The 19,058-nt window shown below is 60.2% G+C and carries 18 protein-coding genes and 1 riboswitch; of the genes, 12 read left to right on the top strand and 6 right to left on the bottom strand.

Features of this window, described 5'->3' with window-relative positions; genetic code table 11:
• Positions 1–6: 6 nt before the first annotated feature.
• The gene (locus CWM61_RS00630; RefSeq protein WP_074385814.1) at positions 7–1,248 is read left to right on the top strand and encodes a pyridoxal-phosphate-dependent aminotransferase family protein; all 1,242 of its coding nucleotides are present in this window, start codon (positions 7–9) and stop codon (positions 1,246–1,248) included.
• Entirely contained in the window at positions 1,245–2,504 is a 1,260-nt protein-coding gene (gene hpxK / locus CWM61_RS00625; RefSeq protein WP_074385815.1) for an allantoate amidohydrolase, read from the top strand. Before CWM61_RS00630 ends, hpxK begins: the two co-directional genes overlap by 4 nt.
• Positions 2,505–2,536: 32 nt before the next feature.
• Here hpxK and CWM61_RS00620 read toward each other — a convergent pair whose 3' ends face one another.
• The gene (locus CWM61_RS00620; RefSeq protein WP_008804833.1) at positions 2,537–3,514 is read right to left on the bottom strand and encodes an NAD(P)H-dependent flavin oxidoreductase; all 978 of its coding nucleotides are present in this window, start codon (positions 3,512–3,514) and stop codon (positions 2,537–2,539) included.
• 174 nt (positions 3,515–3,688) lie between these two features.
• Between CWM61_RS00620 and CWM61_RS00615 the strand changes: the two genes are divergently transcribed.
• Together CWM61_RS00615 and CWM61_RS00610 are read left to right on the top strand one after the other, a co-directional pair.
• Positions 3,689–4,594, top strand: coding sequence for a LysR family transcriptional regulator (locus CWM61_RS00615; RefSeq protein WP_165785240.1), 906 nt, complete (start codon positions 3,689–3,691; stop codon positions 4,592–4,594).
• Between the two features lie 87 nt (positions 4,595–4,681).
• The gene (locus CWM61_RS00610) at positions 4,682–5,170 is read left to right on the top strand and encodes an E3 ubiquitin--protein ligase (protein WP_165785222.1); all 489 of its coding nucleotides are present in this window, start codon (positions 4,682–4,684) and stop codon (positions 5,168–5,170) included.
• Positions 5,171–5,402: 232 nt separating this feature from the next.
• On the opposite strand, the gene CWM61_RS00605 is transcribed toward CWM61_RS00610, so the two are convergent.
• A complete protein-coding gene (locus tag CWM61_RS00605; protein WP_100630479.1) occupies positions 5,403–6,503 on the bottom strand; it encodes an NADH:flavin oxidoreductase/NADH oxidase in 1,101 nt (366 codons plus the stop codon).
• Positions 6,504–6,610: 107 nt separating this feature from the next.
• Positions 6,611–8,218: an FAD-NAD(P)-binding protein gene (locus CWM61_RS00600; RefSeq protein ID WP_074385819.1), complete on the bottom strand. Its 1,608-nt coding sequence runs from the start codon at positions 8,216–8,218 to the stop codon at positions 6,611–6,613.
• 276 nt (positions 8,219–8,494) lie between these two features.
• Here CWM61_RS00600 and CWM61_RS00595 point away from each other — a divergent pair, with 276 nt between their 5' ends.
• Positions 8,495–9,727, top strand: a complete 1,233-nt coding sequence (locus CWM61_RS00595; RefSeq protein WP_074385820.1) for an MFS transporter — start codon at positions 8,495–8,497, stop codon at positions 9,725–9,727.
• Positions 9,728–9,767: 40 nt separating this feature from the next.
• Here CWM61_RS00595 and CWM61_RS00590 read toward each other — a convergent pair whose 3' ends face one another.
• A complete protein-coding gene (locus CWM61_RS00590; protein ID WP_074385821.1) occupies positions 9,768–10,682 on the bottom strand; it encodes a DMT family transporter in 915 nt (304 codons plus the stop codon).
• A 202-nt stretch (positions 10,683–10,884) separates the two neighbouring features.
• Here CWM61_RS00590 and CWM61_RS00585 point away from each other — a divergent pair, with 202 nt between their 5' ends.
• The gene (locus tag CWM61_RS00585) at positions 10,885–11,985 is read left to right on the top strand and encodes an iron-containing redox enzyme family protein (RefSeq protein WP_074385822.1); all 1,101 of its coding nucleotides are present in this window, start codon (positions 10,885–10,887) and stop codon (positions 11,983–11,985) included.
• Here CWM61_RS00585 and CWM61_RS00580 read toward each other — a convergent pair.
• Complete coding sequence (locus CWM61_RS00580) at positions 11,961–12,539, bottom strand: TetR/AcrR family transcriptional regulator (protein ID WP_100630477.1); 579 nt, start codon at positions 12,537–12,539, stop codon at positions 11,961–11,963. The two genes, CWM61_RS00585 and CWM61_RS00580, sit on opposite strands and share 25 nt — an antisense overlap.
• A 337-nt stretch (positions 12,540–12,876) precedes the next feature.
• Here CWM61_RS00580 and CWM61_RS00575 point away from each other — a divergent pair, with 337 nt between their 5' ends.
• Positions 12,877–13,065, top strand: a complete 189-nt coding sequence (locus CWM61_RS00575) for a hypothetical protein (protein ID WP_074385823.1) — start codon at positions 12,877–12,879, stop codon at positions 13,063–13,065.
• A 70-nt stretch (positions 13,066–13,135) separates the two neighbouring features.
• A complete protein-coding gene (locus tag CWM61_RS00570) occupies positions 13,136–13,714 on the top strand; it encodes a GNAT family N-acetyltransferase (RefSeq protein ID WP_165784126.1) in 579 nt (192 codons plus the stop codon).
• A 37-nt stretch (positions 13,715–13,751) separates the two neighbouring features.
• Here the strand turns inward: CWM61_RS00570 and oxlT are convergent, their stop codons facing one another.
• On the bottom strand, positions 13,752–15,050 hold the full coding sequence (oxlT, locus tag CWM61_RS00565) for an oxalate/formate MFS antiporter (protein WP_100630474.1): 1,299 nt from the start codon (positions 15,048–15,050) through the stop codon (positions 13,752–13,754).
• Positions 15,051–15,496: 446 nt separating this feature from the next.
• Positions 15,497–15,595, top strand: a riboswitch (guanidine-I (ykkC/yxkD leader).
• A gap of 56 nt (positions 15,596–15,651) precedes the next feature.
• Here oxlT and CWM61_RS00560 point away from each other — a divergent pair.
• Genes CWM61_RS00560 through CWM61_RS00545 form a run of 4 tightly spaced genes read left to right on the top strand, consistent with a single transcriptional unit; the run spans position 15,652 to position 19,056 of the window.
• The gene (locus tag CWM61_RS00560; RefSeq protein WP_044649752.1) at positions 15,652–16,710 is read left to right on the top strand and encodes a putative urea ABC transporter substrate-binding protein; all 1,059 of its coding nucleotides are present in this window, start codon (positions 15,652–15,654) and stop codon (positions 16,708–16,710) included.
• Positions 16,711–16,734: 24 nt separating this feature from the next.
• A complete protein-coding gene (locus CWM61_RS00555; RefSeq protein ID WP_023297641.1) occupies positions 16,735–17,550 on the top strand; it encodes an ABC transporter permease in 816 nt (271 codons plus the stop codon).
• Complete coding sequence (locus CWM61_RS00550) at positions 17,547–18,323, top strand: ABC transporter ATP-binding protein (protein ID WP_100630473.1); 777 nt, start codon at positions 17,547–17,549, stop codon at positions 18,321–18,323. The genes CWM61_RS00555 and CWM61_RS00550 overlap by 4 nt, the downstream gene beginning before the upstream one ends.
• A 4-nt stretch (positions 18,324–18,327) precedes the next feature.
• The gene (locus tag CWM61_RS00545) at positions 18,328–19,056 is read left to right on the top strand and encodes an urea amidolyase associated protein UAAP1 (RefSeq protein WP_100630472.1); all 729 of its coding nucleotides are present in this window, start codon (positions 18,328–18,330) and stop codon (positions 19,054–19,056) included.
• Positions 19,057–19,058: the final 2 nt, after the last annotated feature.

Here is a 19,058-nt window from a genome sequence, read left to right as displayed (position 1 = left end):
TGGCAGATGGATATCACTCAGTTTTCGCAAATTAACCCGCCGCAGCGCCTGCTGATGGGGCCGGGGCCGATCAATGCCGACCCGCGCGTGCTGCGCGCCATGTCGAGCCAGCTGGTTGGCCAGTACGATCCGGCGATGACCCACTATATGAATGAAGTCATGGCGCTCTACCGCGGCGTGTTTCGCACCGAAAACCGCTGGACGATGCTGGTCGACGGCACCTCGCGCGCCGGGATCGAAGCGATTCTGGTGTCGGCGATCCGTCCGGGTGACAAGGTGCTGGTGCCGGTGTTTGGCCGGTTTGGTCATCTGCTGTGCGAGATCGCGCGTCGCTGCCGGGCAGAGGTGCACACCATCGAGGTGCCGTGGGGCGAGGTCTTTACGCCGGATCAGGTTGAGGACGCGATTAAGCGCGTGCGCCCGCGCCTGCTGCTCACCGTACAGGGCGATACTTCCACCACCATGCTGCAGCCACTGGCGGAGCTGGGGGAGATTTGCCGTCGTCACGATGTGCTGTTCTATACCGACGCCACCGCGTCGCTCGGCGGCAACCCGCTGGAAACCGACGCCTGGCAGCTGGACGCGGTGTCCGCCGGGATGCAGAAGTGCCTGGGCGGTCCTTCCGGCACGTCGCCCATCACCCTCAGCCCGCGGATGGAAGAGGTCATCCGCCGCCGTCGTTGCATTGAGCAGGGGATCCGCACCGACGCCCACCACGACGGCGTCGACGAGATGATCTACTCCAACTATTTCGATCTCGGCATGGTGATGGATTACTGGGGGCCGGAGCGCCTTAACCACCATACCGAAGCGACCTCGGCGCTGTTTGCCACCCGGGAGTGCGCGCGCCTGATCCTCCAGGAGGGACTCGACAACGGCATCGCCCGCCACAAGTTGCACGGCGATGCGCTGCTGAAGGGCATCCAGGCGATGGGGCTCGAGACCTTTGGCGATCTGCGGCACAAAATGAATAACGTGCTGGGGGTGGTGATCCCCAACGGGGTCAACGGCGATCAGGTACGCAAGCTGATGCTGGAAGATTTCGGCATTGAAATTGGCACCTCGTTTGGCCCGCTGCACGGTAAAGTCTGGCGCATTGGCACCATGGGCTATAACGCGCGAAAAGACTGCGTGATGCAGACGCTCAGCGCGCTGGAAGCGGTCCTGAACTACCTCAAGTTCACCACCACTCAGGGCGCAGCGATGCAGGCGGCCTGGGATCACTACCGCACCGAGGCCACCCTATGAGTGATACCGCCCGCCAGCAGGCGGAGAGAGAAGCGGCGGCCAGCCGGGTGATGGCCCGCGCCGATCGGCTGGCCGCCCTCAGCGAAACCGCCGATGCCCTGACCCGGGTCTATCTGTCACCCGAACATCTGCAGGCCAACCAGCTGGTGGGCCAGTGGATGCAGGCTGCCGGCATGATGGTGTGGCAGGACAGCGTCGGCAACATCTGCGGACGCTATGAAGGACAACAGGAGGGGGCGCCGGCGGTGCTGCTGGGTTCTCATCTTGACACCGTGCGCAACGCCGGGCGCTACGACGGCATGCTCGGCGTGCTGGCGGCGATTGAGGTGGTCCAGCGTCTGCACCAGCAGGGGCGACGGCTGACAAAGGCAATCGAGATCGTCGGCTTTGGCGATGAAGAGGGCACCCGCTTTGGCATCACCCTGCTCGGCAGTCGCGGTGTCACCGGCACCTGGCCTGAAAGCTGGCTGTCACAGTGCGATACCGACGGCGTGAGCGTCGCCCAGGCGCTGGTGAATGCCGGACTCGATCCGGCGCGGATCGGCCACGCGGCCCGTCACCCGCGGGATATCGCCGCCTATCTGGAACTGCATATCGAGCAGGGGCCGTGCCTGGAGCAGGCGGGGCTGGCGCTCGGCGTGGTGGAGGCGATCAACGGCGCCCGACGGCTGAACTGCCGTTTTACCGGCGAAGCTGGCCATGCCGGCACGGTGCCGATGCTCCATCGCAAGGACGCCCTCGCCGCGGCGGCGGAATGGATGGTGCAGGTGGAAAGCCTGACCCGGCAGCGCGGCGGTAATCTGGTGGCGACGGTCGGCACCCTGCGCTGTGCGCCAGGCGCGGTGAACGTGATACCGGGCGAGGTGCAGTTGACCCTGGATATTCGCGGCCCGCAGGATGCGCCGCTGACGGCGCTGCTGGATGAGCTGCTGGGGGAGGCGCAGGCCATTGCCGGGCGTCGCCAGCTGAGTTTCGCCGCCGAGGAGTATTATCGCATCGCCGCCACCGCCTGCGACAGTCACCTGCAGGCGGTGCTGAGCGAGGCGGTGGTGGCGGTGCAGGGGCGTTCGCTGACGCTGCCGAGCGGCGCAGGGCATGACGCCATCGCCATCGCCGAGCGCTGGCCTTCGGCCATGTTGTTTGTGCGCTGCCTGGGAGGCGTCAGCCATCACCCGGCGGAGTCGGTCACCGCCGCCGACGTCGGACTGGCTATCGACGCTTTCTCCCGGGCGGTAGAGAAGGTGGCCGACGCCTGATCGCGCCGGTTGCGGTGCCCCGGCTGGCGGCTTCACACCGCCAGCTGGTTGACCACCTCGGCGACGGAGGTGATGGCATGGATGTTGCCAATCCCCGCGCCCACCGAGATATACCCCTCATCAGTATTCCCCTCCAGCATGCCCAGCCGCATCCCGCGCAGACCGCCCATCGCCTGGGCCAGCTCGGCCTTTGAGGCGCCGGCACGATCCATGGCCACCAGTGTGTCGCTCAGTTTGCCGGGCAGCGCGCGGTAGTAGTCCGGCAGGGTACGGAACAGGCGCAGATCCAGACCGTTGGCGGCCACAATTTTCGCTTTCACCGAGTCGGGAACCCGACTTTCGATGGTGCTGATGAATACCGAACCAGCGAAGACGCCTTCCGCCCCCAGGGCATGAACGGCGCGCGCCCCCCGGGCGTCGGTGATCCCCCCGGCGGCCATGACAGGAACCCGCTGTACCGCGTCAACGATCAGCGGGACGATGGTGAAGGTTCCGAGGGCAGTGCCCGGCAGCGTGCCGCCTTCGTCAAAGCCGGTGGCGACAATAATGTCCGCTCCGGCCTGCTCCGCACGGCGGCTGTTCTCCGGCGTCGGGTTGATGTCACGATAGATAATGGTGATCCCGGCGGCTTTCAGTTCGTCGAACAGCGCCGGTTTTAACGAACCATCGCCGTAGCCGGTGTAGACCACCACCTTAACGCCTTCCTCTTTGATCACCGGCAGGATCGCCGGCGTCCAGATGTCGTTTTCCGCCGTCGGGATCAGGTTGACGCCAAAGGGTTTCTCCGTCAGCTGTTTGGTTTTGCGGATCTCTTCGCGCATTTTCTCGGCGGTGGCCTCCGGGGTGGAGACGGCGGTTGCCGCCGTCAGTCCGGCGTTCGGGCCCAGCACGCCAAGCCCACCGGCGTTGCCGACGGCCGCCACCAGACGCGCATCGGTCAGCCAGGAGAGCGGTCCCTGGACCACCGGTTTTTCAATACCCAGAATGCGGGCGACGCGGTTGGATTGCATGATATTTTTCCTTGTATGTTAATAAGTTATAAATTTCTTCGCCCCAGCGATGCGGCAATGAGGGCAGTGTAGGCGTCTTTATTGTTTTAAAAAATGAGCAAAAATTTTCATCACTATTATTAAATTAGTAATAATGTGGGCAGGCGATGAGGCGGGAGACGGGCCGTTATGCAAATGAATCTGTTTGAGAATATTAAAATCTTTATTGAAATCGTCGATGCCGGCAGCTTTGCCCAAGCGGCGGAAAATTTGCAGGTCCACCGACCGGCGGTGACCAAAGCGCTGCAGCAGCTGGAGCAAGAGAGCGGGGTCCGGCTGCTGCAGCGCACCACCCGGCGTCTGTATCTCACGCCGGAGGGGGAAGAGTTTTATCGCCGCAGCAAACCGTTGCTCTCCCAGGCCGACGATCTGCTGGAGTCGTTCGGGCCGGACCGGCCGATCCGCGGTCAGCTGCGCGTTGATATGCCGATCGCCTTTGCCCGGCTGCTGGTGATCCCGCATCTGCCGGATTTTTATCAGGCCCATCCGGAGGTGGAGATTGTCCTCAGCAGCTCCGACGTACGCCGGGATATGCTGCGCGATGGTCTGGATTGCCTGCTGCGGGTGGGGGATCTTGAGGATGGCGACTATGTGGCGCGTTCGCTGGGGGAGGTGGCGTTAACCACCTGCGCCAGTCCGGGCTATCTGGCGCGCTATGGGGCGCCCGCGACGCTGGAGGACCTGCAGTCGCATCTGGCGGTGAACTGGGTGAACAGCAGCAGCCGGCAGATTATGCCCTGGCGATTCCAGACCCCGGAGGGCATCAGGCAGATCGCCATCCCCGGTAAACTGGTGCTGGACAACTCTGAAGTCTTTACTGCCGCCGGGCTGGCGGGGCTGGGGATGCTGCAGGGGATGCGTTTCTTTTTGCAACCTTATATCGACAGCGGGCAACTGGTGGAAATTTTGCCGGACTTTCCGGCGCCGCGTCGACCGTTGTCGCTGCTCTATCCGCACCGGCATCTGTCGCATAAGGTGCGGGTCTTTGCCGACTGGTTGCAGGGGCTGGTGGCGACGCTGGATCGATCGGTGTCGGCTTGACTCTGCAGACTGAGCGATTATATATAAAATGTGAATGCTATTAAGCAATGAATCACAAAGCTGGATAACGACTTAACCTGTAAGGGAATGCTGATGAAACTCTGGAATAAAACACTGCTTGCTTCCGCCCTGTGTCTGACCCTGTTTGGCTGCGACGATGCGTCGAAAGTGGATAACAAACTGGATAAGGCCAAAGATAATGCGGAGCAGATGAAGGATGCCGCGGCGGACAAAGCGCAGGCGATTAAACAGGATGCGGATAAGCAAATCGATACGCTGAAAAGCCAGGCTGACGCCGAGGCCGACCGCCTGGAGGATCAGGCCAGCGCCATCAAGGCGGAGGCGGACAAGAAAGCGGATGCCATCGCCCAGCAGGCGAAAGCCCAGGCCGATGCCGTGAAGCAGAACGCAAAGCAGGAAAGTGACCGCATAGTCAAAGAGGCGGGTCAGATCAAAGACAACGCCATCGGCGACGCCAATCAGCTCTCGGCGGAGGCGGCGAGCAAAACCAAAGCCATCCAGGACAGTATCGCGGCGGACAAACAGAACACCACGCCACCGCCCGCCCAGCAGTAACTCGCGGTGTTTGCCGGACCCGCGCCCGGAAATACAGGGAGCGGAGCCTGATAGATTGCCCGGCGGCGCTGCGCTTGCGCGGGCCTACGCAGGGAGCGGGTTGGCTGCGCAATGACCGGGTATCACCTTTTTGTAGGCCGGGCAAGGCGTCGCCGCCGCCCGGCACGTCGACCGCAATAACATCCTGCTCAGGGGTATCTTCCGATACCCCTTTTTTATGCCCGCCGCGGGTTCAACGGTTTGGCAGCAGGGTGCCTTTCAGGCCGTGCGGCTCCGAGCGCAGGTACTGCGAAGGGACGCGAACCTGGGCGCCGAGGCTGGCCGCAGCGTGCCACGGCCAGTGCGGATCGTAGAGTACCGCGCGGGCGAGGGCGATCAGGTCGGCATCGCCATCCTCCAGCGCCGCTTCCGCCTGCTGCGGGTCGGTGATCAGCCCCACGCCAATCACCGGGATGGCAACCTGCTGGCGAATGTCGTGGGCGAATGGCAACTGATAACCCGGTCCGATGGTGATCGACTGCTGCGGCGACAAGCCGCCGCTGGAGACGTGAATGTAGTCGCTGCCCAGCGCTTCCAGCTGCTGGCTGAACTGAATGGACTGCTCCACGTCCCAGCCGCCTTCGACCCAGTCGGTCGCCGACAGCCTGACGCCCACCGCCATGGTGTTGCCCACCACCTCGCGGATCGCGTTAAACACTTCCAGCGGATAGCGCAGACGGTTTTCCAGCGAACCGCCGTACTCATCACGGCGCTGATTGCTGAGCGGCGAGAGAAACTGGTGCAGCAGATAGCCGTGGGCGGCGTGCAGTTCAATCAGCTCAAAGCCCAGACGCTGGGCGCGCAACGCGCTGGCGACAAACGCCGCTTTGATGCGCGCCATATCGGCAAGGCTCAGCTCGGCGGGGGCGCGGTCGCCATCGTGAAATGCCACGGCGGAGGGGGCAACGGTTTGCCAGCCCCCCTCGTTGAGGGCCAGCTGATGACCACCCTGCCACGGGGCCGCGCAGGAGGCTTTGCGTCCGGCGTGCCCCAGCTGGATCCCCAGGCGGATCGGCGACCAGGCCCGAATATCCTCTACCACCGCGCGCAGCGCGTTTTCGGTTTCATCATCCCACAAACCCAGATCCCCCGGTGAGATACGTCCCGCCGGCTCTACCGCCGTGGCTTCGAGAATTAACAGGCCGGCGCCGGAGAAAGCCAGCTGACCAAGATGGATCCGGTGCCAGGAGGTGGCTTTACCCTCGTCGGCAGAGTACTGACACATGGGGGCAATAACGATGCGGTTATCCAGCGCCAGCTGACCAATACGCGTCGCGCTAAAAAGATGGCTCATGAGTACCTCGTAAAAGTTAGACAGGGTCTTGCATGGGGGCGAACAGTCACTGTTTATAGCACGCCTGTTTGCCCCCCTTTATTCGGATATTGCGTTTAAGCAGCCCGCTATTCGATAAACCACAGGCGGCGCCGGCGGCCCGTCGCCTGCTGCGACACGGCGCGGGCCATCGCGCTGCCAATCTCGGCGCTGGCCGTCAGCCCCTGCACAAAGGGACGATCGTGCATCAGCCAGGGAAGGGCGCCGAAAGCGACCCGTCCGCGCAGCGTCTCGGGCGCCTGCAGCGTGTAGTCATCGCCGACGTCCGGAATGTCGTCGCCGCAGGCCAGCAGCTGCTGGCGCAGCGATGGGAAGGGCAGATCCCGGGTTTTCAACGCTTGTTGCCCGCGGGCATCGATAAACACATCGAATTCACAGCGCTGCTGATGATGAACAATCAGCGTTCGGTGAGACTCGCGCTGCAGGTCATAATCCTCGCCGAGCGCCACAATACGCAGAATATCGGCCTGGTATAGGGCCAGCAGCCGGCGAATGGATTCCGGCGGGATGGCGGCATAATTATCGATAAACACCCGGGCAAGCCCGCGCCGGAATCGGCGGTTGTCCTCGTCGTTGAGCTGCGGCACCACGCTTTCAATCGCCTCGTGCAGGCGGAGAATAGCATAGCGCCAGGGCACCGTATGGTGTTCGCGCTTATTGCGCTCCACCTCCTGCAGATTGCGTTGCGCCCAGTGGAAAGGATCATGGGTGAGACGGTCGGCAAACCAGGCGTCGGCGATGCTGTCAGGCGTTAGCTGGCGCAGCCCCGTCGCCTCGCACCAGGCCGGGGCGGCATATTCCAGCTCCTGGACGACCAGCTCGAATACCCGATCCAGCAGCCCATCGCTGCCCCGGGCGACAGCCGCCTCAAGGGCGGCAGGGGTGGCGATCTCCAGCGGCTCCCATGGGATCGGACAGTAAAAATCGGCTTCCGGGAGCACCCCGCTGCGCGACATCAGCGTTATCTCCAGTGCCTCGCTGCCGGGATGGAGGGTAAAATGGGTCGTTTTGTCGTTCTCAGTATGGAAAACACCATGCTGGGCCACCACGGCGATGGCGGCATCAATCGCGCTTAAGGAGGTCCCGAGGATCCCGACCCGACAGGGCGCGATCCGGGCGTCCATCAGCCCGGTCCACGGACTGGGGAAGTACTGTCGACTGGCGCGCTCTTCCTCAGGCCACAGATGGCCGGTGGCTATCGCCACCAGGTCGACGATAACCGGTTCTGCCGCGCTATCGGTATGGATAGCGATCCCGGCGGGCTGGACGGCAATATCCGTGACTTCACAGGATTCACAAACGCTAACAATGAAGCCGGCGTCCCGGGCCCGCTCAGTGAGATAGAGAAAACGGTCGCGATAGTACTCGCCGAGGATCACTCGCGGCAGGAACTGGCGCTCATGCAGCGTGTGCCGCTCGAGACCGCGCGCCGCCAGCCAGGCGTCGCTGTGCTGCTGGAGCCATTGCAGATAGGTCAGGTCGATAGGGGGGATCTCAATGCTGGCAATGTTGGCCAGCATTTGCGCCGCCGTATTATCATCGCTGTAGGGCATACCCACCCCGGCCTGCGCCTCTTTTTCAAACAGGGTGATCGCCAGCGGCTCACCACGCTTCACCAGTTCATAGAACGTGTAAATCCCCGTCGGCCCCACGCCGACGATGGCAACTCTCTTCATGATTCTCTCCCTTCCTGTGGGCGGATGCGGCATGGACAGCGTTTCATTGACGCCAGCCTGTCTTTAATTCTGGTCGAAAATTGCCGATCCGGTGGGCCGCTACACGCAATTTGAAACAAATTAGCAGGCTAATAAACTTGCCGACGGCCGGAAAAAGGGTGTAATTAACAAAAGAGCAACTTTCTATACAAACAATTTACATAAGCGGTGACACCAGCTTGCTCTGCCGGACGCCGCGCAAGCTCCCGGCAACGCCGTCGGGATAGGGATGACAAGATGCATGGCTGGACTTCACGACAGCGCAACGCGGCGATTGCCAGTTTTTTAAGCTGGACGCTCGATGCTTTCGATTTCTTTCTGTTGGTCTTTTTACTGAGCGATATCGCCCACTCGTTTCACGTCGACCTTGAAGAGGTCACCCTGGCGATTCTGCTTACCCTGGCCGTGCGGCCGATAGGCGCGCTGATTTTCGGCAGGGCGGCGGAAAAGTATGGCCGCAAACCCATCCTGATGCTGAATATCGTCTTCTTCTCCGCCTTTGAACTGCTCTCCGCCGCCGCGCCGTCGTTGCTGCTGTTTTTTCTGCTGCGGGTGCTGTATGGCGTGGCGATGGGCGGGATCTGGGGCGTGGCCTCTTCGCTGGCGATGGAGACGATCCCCGACCGCTCGCGTGGCCTGATGTCCGGCCTGTTCCAGGCGGGATATCCCTTCGGCTATCTGCTGGCGGCCGTCGCCTATGGGCTGCTGTTTGAACATCTCGGCTGGCGCGGGATGTTTGTGATTGGCGCCGCGCCGGTGCTGCTGCTGCCGTTTATCTATTTCTGCGTCGAGGAATCCCCGGTTTGGCTGGCGGCCCGGCAAAGTAAAGCGAGTACGGCGCTGCTGCCGGTGCTACGTAGCCACTGGAAGCTGTGCCTGTACCTGGTGGTACTGATGGCGGCCTTTAACTTTTTCTCCCACGGGACGCAGGATCTCTACCCGGTCTTTTTGAAGGTTCAGCACGGCTTCGAGCCTAAAACGGTCAGCATCATCGCCGTCTGCTACAACATTGCCTCGATTATGGGTGGGGTGTTCTTCGGTTCGCTGTCGGAGAAGATTGGCCGACGCAAAGCGATTATGATCGCTGCCCTGCTGGCGCTGCCGGTCATTCCACTGTGGGCTTTCGCCAGCGGCTCGCTGGCGCTGGGGGCGGGGGCGTTTCTGATGCAGTTTATGGTGCAGGGGGCCTGGGGAGTGATCCCCACCTGGCTCAATGAACTGGTCCCGGCCAACACCCGGGCGGTGCTGCCTGGTTTCGTCTATCAGCTGGGTAATCTGCTGGCGTCAGTGAATGCCACTCTCCAGGCGTCAATCGCCCAGCATCATGGGCATAACTACGGTCTGGCGATGGCCCTGGTGGCCGGTACGGTGGCAATTGTCATTACCGTCCTGACCTTCTTTGGTCGCGAGGGACGGGTGACTCAGCCCGCAGGAGCGGGGCATCGCCAGCCGCTCTCCACCAGCCGTTAACTTCTGCTACCGGGTGTCGTCAGGCGCCCGGTAGCGTACGTTAGCCGCGCAGACGAATTGCCGCCGCCTGGCGTTTCTCCAGCGAGCAGATCCCAATCCCCACCATGATAAACAGGGCGCTGAACAGATGCCAGGCATGCGGCTGGGTATGCAGGAAGAGGATACTCAACGCCCCGCCGGAGAGCGGGATGATATGGGTGTAAATTTCTCCCCGGGTGGCGCCAATCGCGGCGATACCTTTGTTCCAGAACAGATAGGCCAGCCAAGACGGGAAAATCACCAGATACGCCAGGCCGCTGAGGAAAAACGGCTCGCGCCAGGCTGCCCAGTCCTGCGCCGGGTGGCGCATCAGCCAGAAGATGACGATGGGCAGCAGGATCAGGGCGCCGAGCAGCGAGCTGACGGCGACAAAGCCATTCGCCGGGATCCGGCGATCCTTCAGCCGTAATAGCGAGCAGTAGAGCGCCCAGCTCAGCGCCGACCCCATGGCCCACAGATCGCCGACGGAAAAGGTATGCAGCGAGGTGGCATGCAGTGGGTTCCCCTGGAATAACAGAATCATCACGCCAAGGGTGCTGAAAATGACCCCCAGCCAGTTGCGCGCCGATACCGGGTCACGAAAAATCAGCCGGTTAATCAGCAGCACCATGCTCGGCGTGGCGGACATATAGATGGCGGCGTTGAGGGCGGAGGTGGTTTGCAGGCCAATATAGAGCGTAAGCGGGAAGCTGACCTGGCCACAGAGGGTTAACACCAGCACCGCCGGCGCGTTATCCCGTAGCAGGTGGCGGCTGGCGGCAATTTGCCGGTGGTAGAGCAGGCCCAGTAACAGCGCCGTCAACGCCCATCGCGCTTCTGTCATCAGGATCGGATCCACGCCCTGGACCAGCACGTGACCGACCACGTAATTTCCCCCCCAGAACAGGGCGGCCAGCGTCAGTAATAAATAGGGCATGCTGATTCCTTGCGTCGCTTATCACTGTACCAGATGGTAACTTTAATAATTTTATAATATCAATATTTTTATAGTGGTCTTTTTGTTATTTATTAAAAAACCATATTTTACAATGTGATATTCGTTATCCATAAATTTTCGTTGCCGCGTTGTTAACGGTACTATACCGTATAGTTGCCATGCATTTCACAGGGATAAATTCATGCGTAACACAGAAAATGGGGTCATTGGTAGTGACCAGACCGCGGTGATGGCCAGGCTGGCACTGGATGAGTTAATTGACCAGCTTCTGCACAGCAACGCGCTGTCGCTGAAGCTGACGGCCAACCCGCTGGTCGCCGACAGAGCCTGGCATCTGACTGAGAATACCTGCATCCGCGCCTTCTCCGCTGAGGATCCACAGGCCAAAAAGCGCGCTCACCATGCGCTGTTCATCCTCTATCAGTCCTGGCTTGCCGACCCGCTCTCGCCAGCGGCAGCCAATCAGTTTCATCCGCTACTCTCCGGGATCAGAAATTACATTGAGTCTGAGTGGCTGCGGGCGGAAAGCAAACGTTTCCATCGCCAGAGACCGGTGCTTAACGCCGGCAATATCGTCGACGAACTGCGCGCCTTATGCCAGCAGCACCCGGCGTCTCATCATCCGCTGTTCGATTTCCTTGCCAGCGAGGCCTCCGCGGCGCAGATCGACTACTTCTTCAAAAGCGACAGCGCGCTGAATCTGCTGTTCTTCGATCTTGTGGCGATGGGGTTGGTGGGTTCGCTGCCAGAAACCCGCGCGGAGATTGCGCAAAATCTGTGGGATGAGATAGGTCAGGGCAGCACTGAGATCACCCACGTCAATCTGTATAAGGATTTACTGAAGCGGCGGAATATCGCGTTGCCGGACAATCATTTTGCCCACCTGTACGACTGGCCGGGCCTGGCCGGGTATAACGCCTTTATGCTGGGCGGCGTAAACCGTCAGCATTATTACAAATCGCTGGGGGTCATGGCGATGACCGAGCTGCTCGACCCACCGCAGTATGAAAAACTGGTGGCGGGCTGTCGGCGGATTGGGCTTTCCGATCGCGATGTGCATTATTATGCCGAACATATCACCGTCGATATCGGTCATGCGGATGGCTGGCTGAACAATGTGATTGTGCCGATTGGCAAAAAACATCCGGCGGCGATGGAGGAGGTCTACTTTGGCGCCGCGCTGCGCCTGCAAACCTGCAACGATTACTATGATTGCCTGCTGGCGGCCCTGCAGTCACTGGACGGCAGCGCATCATCTCACAGCGTACCGCCTTCTGAGTAAATAAGCGCTTTGGCCGCGCTCCAGGCGGTGATCCCCGGTGGGATCTCCCGGCATTCGGCGGACTCGGCTTGCTGTGCAGCGATGGCGCCATCGATGAGCATCACCATCATCATGGCGACCCGCTCGGCAGGTTCCGGTTTTAACACCTGCAGGAGGATATCGCGGAAGAACTGCCAGAGGAGCGACTTGAACCGGGAGCACTGCTCCCGGATCGCCGGCGATGACGCGCCATATTCAAACAGCGCGCGGGTAAACATGCAGCCGTGGAACGTGTCGCAGGTAAACCAGCGATGGTAGTAGTCGAACACGGCAAACAGCCTCTCCCGCGCGCTGGCTTTATCGGCCGTGATCTGCGCCAAATCCTGCATAAATTCGCTCTCTTTCTGCTTGAGGATAGCCAGAATGAGCGCCTCTTTATCGGCGTAATAGCGGTAGAAGGTCATTTTGGAGATGCCGGCATGTTCAGCAATCCGCTCGATGCTGGGCGACTGATATCCTTCGCGATTAAACAGCGCGCTGGCGTGGCGGAGAATGTCCGCTTGTTTTGGCTTCATGCGTTTTCCTGTCGAATGTTCGCTGTCACGACTGCCGGTGACACGGCCGTCCTGCGACAGCGGTGCATTATGCCGGATCTTGCCGCCAGACGGGCAAAAAGTAAATCAGCCGCGGTTTATGCGGTGTCGGTTTCCTCAATAAAAACAAGATTGCGTAGACTTGCACAAGTCATGTCCTAATGTTTCCGAACCGGCGTATTATTCGGACCTTTATACACATAAGCTGTGAATGATGTACTTTCTGATAGCCATTATTTCTGAAGTCTGAGACGGTTACAGAAGGACAGGCATCGAATGAGGGTATTACAGACATCATTACAAGGATGATCCGATAACTATGATGAATCTTATTAAAAGATTGCTGCGAAGAATATTCCGGTCGTTAATTTCAAATTATGGCCCAGCTGTATTGACCATCCTCTTCGCCGTGGCGCAAGGGCTCTTTTTTCCAAAGACGCCTCTCTGGCTTGTTCCCCTGTTTTTCGTATTTGTTATTGTAATGTTTTATCGGTTTGTGAAATTTTAATATCGAAATTTAACTTTATATTAAATTGACAAGGAAGTGCGATGGCTGGGTTGAGGCTGCGCAGGTTAAGATGGCCCCGCGATTGCCTGTCTCATTAAGAAGAAGAGAAGAGATGATATTACCCCTGACCACGCCCCGGCTGCTGCTGCGCCGGTTCAGAACGGAAGATCTGCCGTCTTTCAGCCATTATCGCAACCTGCCGGAGGTGGCCCGCTTTCAGAGCTGGACCCACTATGGCATGACAGAGGCGACAGCCTTCTATGAACAACAGCGTTCGCTGGCCTTTGCTGAGGATGAGAGCTGGTTCCAGCTTGCCGTAGAGATCCAGGCCAACGGTGCGCTGGCGGGGGATGTGGGGATCCACTTTTTCGATCAGGGCAGACAGGCCGAGCTGGGGATGACCTTTTCCCCGGTGTATCAGCATCAGGGGTATGCCCGGGAAGCCATGCGGGCGGTGATGGCCTTACTCTTTGAACAGTTAGCCCATCACCGGCTGATGGCGGTGGTTGATACCCGCAATTCCGGCGCGATCAAACTCCTTGAAGGGCTGGGCTTTCGTCGCGAGGCGCATTACCGGCAGAATATCTTTTTTAAAGGTGAGTGGGGCGATGAGTATCTGTACGCGCTGCTGCGCAGCGAATATCCGTGAAGTGACGGGCGAGCCGTCACTTCTGTCAGCGCTGCAGTTAGCTGTGCTGGCGGATAAAGCGCGCGCGCCACGGTTTTAGCACCCACAGCGCGAGGGCGGCGGTGACAAAATCAAGGCCAATCGCGCAACTGAAGACTACATGCCAGCCGTGGGTGTACTGATAGAGCAGTGCCGCCAGCGGGCCGCCGAAGATTGACCCGATGCCCTGAGAAATATACAACCAGCCATAGTTGGTGGCGGCATGCTCGCTGCCGAACGTATCGGTGAGTGTCGACGGGAAGAGGGAGAAGATCTCCCCCCAGCCAAAGAAGACCACCCCGGAGAGCAGGACAAACAGCAGCGGATCTTCCCGGCACGCCAGCCAGAGCATCATCGCCACGCCTTCCAGCGCAAAGGCGATAAACATGGTTTGCTCGCGGCCGAAGCGGTCGGAAATAAAACCAAAAAGCGGCCGGGTTAAGCCGTTGGTGAAGCGGTCTATCGTTAACGCCAGCGGCAGCGCCGCCATGCCAAACACCACCGCCTGGCTAATGCCGAAATCCTCGGCGAACACCGCCATCTGCGAGGTGACCATCAGCCCGGAAGTCGACATCATCGCCATCATGGCGAACATCAGCCAGAACAGCGGCTGGCGCAGCATTTCCCGGGAAGTAAACGATCTGCTGCTCTGCGCCACCGTCTGACTGACGGGCTGAGAGACAGCGGGCGGCGGCAGCTTCAGCCCCTGACTGGCGAGGAAGCCGACGAGGGCGAAAAGGATCCCGAAAGTCGTCATCGTGTGTTCGATGCCGTTAGTGGTCAGCGACAGGGAGATGGGGAAGGTGGTTATAATGGCCCCCATCCCGTAGCCCGCCGCCACCGCGCCGGCGGCAAACCCCCGCTGCTGCGGGAACCATTTGACCATCAGGCCGACAACGCCGATGTAGACGATCCCGGTCCCGAGGCCGCCCATGCAGCCATAAACCAGCCAGAGCGTTGCCAGGCCATTCACCTGTGCGGAAAGCACCCAGCTCATTCCCGCCATCACCGTGCCAATAGCGATCAGCCGCCGTGGACCAAATTTTTCCACTAACCGCCCCTGAAAAGGGGAAAAGAAGGTCTGCAGGATGATCAGCAGGGAGAAGGTGACCTGCAATTCTGGCAGACCCACGCCAAGTTTGGCGGCCAGAGGTTTTGTCAACAGCGTCCAGACATATTGCGGACTGGAAATGGCGGCCATACAGATCAAGCCCAGCACCAGCTGGCGCCATTTGCCATATCTCGGGGTAACCAACGGTTCGCTGAGTGTCGTCATGTTGTTCTCCGTTTTCAGTAAGCAGGCTTCCGTGAAACGCATCCACCCTGGATGCCTCACGGAAAGGGGAAGGTGGCGACCGCAGAGTGACGACGTGTTGTGGCCATACGGCATTCGATCTTGTCCACATCGCGGTATACAAGCGCACAGCATTAAACGTGCCAGTTAAAATAGTGTTTTATATTCATATGGATAAGGCGAAAAGGTGGCATATGACGGGGTTTTTCATGGGGAATATGCAGCACTGAGGCGGTGCAAATGGGTCATCGCGGTGCGTGGGAAACGTTCGTGGCAAATCCGCAGAATGTCGGCGCATGCGCTCTGCGTTTTCCTGCACCAAAGCCATGCAATGCCCCAACATCACTCCCCATTTTTGGGAATCGATGCGCCCGCTGGCGGCGAAACGCGGCTGTGAGCGGCCTCTGGCTCCTGGCATGGCGCTTGCAAGAACATCGGCAGAAAGCAGCGCAACAGACAATTCAGATCACACAATAGCTGGCTAGGGTTCCGGTTCACCGCGGTGAACGTCTGGTCCGAGAGCTGGCGACCTCGGCGAGGTTACACGGCGGGATAAAAGCCCGGGAGACAGCAGCACCGTTGGGTGTCGCGCTGCTCCGTTTCTCGTGCTAACCAGAGGTCCACCATGAAAACATCGCCGCTCCTCCGCTCACTTGTCCTGTCGCTGACGCTGCTGACCAGCGTCCCGTCGTTTGCCGCCGTCAAAAAAGAGTTCAACGTCTGCTGGACCATCTACGCCGGCTGGATGCCCTGGGGAACCATCAGTAACGAAAAGATCATTGATAAATGGGCCAGCAAATACGGCATCAAGATCAATATCGTCCAGCTCAACGATTACATCGAATCCATCAACCAGTACACCGCCGGGCAGTTTGACGGCTGCACGATGACCAACATGGACGCGTTGACGATCCCGGCGGCGGGCGGCGTCGACAGCACGGCGCTGATCACCGGCAGCTACTCCGACGGTAACGATGGGGTGGTCCTGAAAGGGGCGGATAAAAAGCTCAGCGACCTGAAAGGGATGTCGGTGTATCTCCCGGAACTGTCGGTATCCCACTATCTGCTGGTGCGCGGCCTGGAAAAAGCCGGGCTGCAGGAAAAAGACGTCAAGGTGGTGAATACCTCCGATGCCGATATCGTCTCGGCCTTCGGCACCAGCGGCGTGCGGGCGGCGGTGGCCTGGAATCCACAGCTGTCGGTTATCAAAAAGACCCCGCAAACCAGCGAAGTGTTTAGCTCCTCACAGGTGCCAGGCGAGCTTATCGACATGATGGTGGTGAACACCCAGACCCTGAAAGATAACCCCGCGCTGGGCAAAGCCCTGACCGGCGCCTGGTTTGAAATGATGGCCAAAATGAAGGCCGGGGATAGCCAGGCGTTGAGCGCCATGGCCGCCGACTCCGGCACCGATCTTGCCGGCTACCAGGCACAGCTTAAAACAACCCATCTGTTCTGGACGCCTGCCGACACCCTGGCGTTTATCTCCTCGCCGGAACTGGCGAAAACGATGCAGCGAGTGGCGCAGTTCTCGTTCGATAAAGGCCTGCTGGGTGAAGGGGCGCAGAGCGCGGACTTTATCGGTATGACCTTCCCGGGAAATGTCACCCTCGGCGATGCCGCCAACCGCAAACTGCGCTTTGACGACAGCTACCTGAAGCTGGCCGCCGCGGGCCAGCTGTAATGATTACCGCCGGGAGACCACGCCATGCGCCACATTAACCGTTATCCCCAAAAGGGGATGCGCCTGACGCTGATGCTGCTGCCTTTTGTCGTGCTGATCGCCGCCTGGTTTATTGGATCGGCGGTGCGGCTGGAAGCCAATCCGCAGGACAAGTTGCTGCCAGGCCTGTCGCAGATGGTGGCAGCCATTGACCGGATGGCGTTCACCCCGGACAAACGCAGCGGTGAGTATCTGCTGTGGGCCGATACGCTGATCAGCCTGAGTCGTCTGTTGACGGGCCTGGCCGTCTCGTCGCTGATCGGCCTCGGTATCGGCATCGCCGCCGGCGTCTTCCCGATGTACCGCGCGGCGCTGTCGCCACTGCTGACGGTGGTGTCAATGATCCCGCCGCTGGCGATCCTGCCGGTGCTGTTTATCGTCTTCGGCCTCGATGAGCTGTCGAAAGTGATGCTGATCGTCATCGGCATTACGCCAATGCTGGCGCGCGACCTGGAGCAGCGGGCGAAGGAGATCCCGGCGGAGCTTTTTATAAAAGCGCAGACCCTCGGCGCCAATAGCTGGACCCTGGTGCTGCGGGTGGTGCTTCCCCAGCTGCTGTCGCGGCTGATCACCTCTCTGCGCCTGCTGCTGGGCTCGGCATGGCTGTTCTTGATCTCCGCCGAGGCCATCTCCGCTACCGCCGGGCTGGGGTACCGCATTTTCCTGGTGCGGCGCTATATGGCGATGGACGTGATTATTCCCTATGTCATCTGGATCACCTTGCTGGCATGGCTGATGGATCTGGCGCTGCGCCAGCTGCACAAGGCCTGTTTCCCGTGGGCGGAAGGAGGCCGGGGATGAGTTTTATCGACATCAAAAACATCTGGCAGGAGTACGGCGATCACGTGGTGCTGGAGCGCATCAATCTGCAGGTGAAAGAGGGCGAGTTTTGCTCGATGGTCGGCGCGTCCGGCTGTGGTAAATCGACCTTTTTACGCCTGCTGCTCGGTCAGGAAAAACCGACCCGTGGCGAGATCCTGCTCGATGGCCGGCCGCTGGCGGCGGAGCCGGATCGCAGCCGCGGCGTGGTCTTCCAGCGCTATTCGGTGTTTCCGCATCTCAACGTGCTGGATAACGTCGCCATCGGCCTGGAGCTGCCGGCGTCCCCGCTGCTGGGGCGCCTGTTTGGCGGCAGAAAACGCGAGGCCCGGCAACAGGCCCAGCACATGCTGGAGAAAGTGGGGCTGGGGCACGCTCTGGATAAATATCCGGCGCAGTTGTCCGGGGGGATGCAACAGCGGCTGGCCATCGCCCAGGCGTTCGTGATGCAGCCGCGGGTGCTGCTGCTCGATGAGCCCTTCGGCGCGCTGGATCCCGGCATTCGCAAAGATATGCATGCGCTGCTGCTCCAGCTGTGGAGCGAAACGCGCATGACGGTGTTTATGGTCACCCACGATCTGGCCGAAGGCTTCAACCTGGGCACCCGGCTGCTGGTGTTCGACAAAGTGCGCATCGATCCGCAGGCGCCTAACGCCTGGGGGGCGCGTATCACCTACGACATCCCGCTCAATGAGGCGCGGATGGCACAGCTGGCCACCGGTAGCGACACCAACGTTTACGCATTAAGGAGATAAATTGATGACCGTACTTTTTCACGCCACTCCCAGCCTGCGCGAAGAGCGGCTTCCCGGCGGGGCGCACACCTCGCTGATTTTGCGCAAAGGGCAGATCCTGCGCCTGACCGATATCGACGGCGGGGCGAACGTCAGCATGATGATGCTCAACCCCCATGAGAAAAGTGAGCGTCTGAACCTGCCGGATACCCTCAAGGGCCAGCATATCGCGCGCCTGACCGCCGGACACTGTTTCTACTCCGATATGGGTCGGGTGCTGGCCGGGATCGTCGCCGACAGCTGCGGCTGGCACGATCCGTTCGGCGGGGTCCTTAACGCCGAAGAGACACACGACAAATATGGCGCCGGACGCTACCAGGAATTACGCAATGGCTTCTACCGCAACGGCGTCGATAACTTGCTGGTGGAGATGGGCAAATGGGATCTCGGCCTGGAAGATCTGCTGATGGTGGTCAACTTCTTCAGCAAAGTCACCGTCGATGACGAGGGCCGTTTCCAGTTTGTTGCCGGCAACAGTCGCGCCGGGGATTACGTTGAGCTGTTTGCCCCGATGGACGTCCTGCTGGTGCTCACCGCGCTGCCGCATCCCCAGGATCCGGCCACAGAATATGCGCCCCGTCCGGTGCAGCTGAGCTGGTATCAGGCCGACGATGAGGACGCGGCCATCCAGGCGCTCCTGACCCGCGATGAAAATCAGCGCGCGTTCCGTAATACCCAACTTTTTGCCCTGTAAGG

This window comes from Klebsiella sp. K-Nf6 (assembly GCF_002806655.1).
Classification (GTDB): domain Bacteria; phylum Pseudomonadota; class Gammaproteobacteria; order Enterobacterales; family Enterobacteriaceae; genus Klebsiella; species Klebsiella variicola.
The sequence above is the reverse complement of the archived record's forward strand: the minus strand, read 5'-3'. Positions and strand labels throughout refer to the sequence as shown.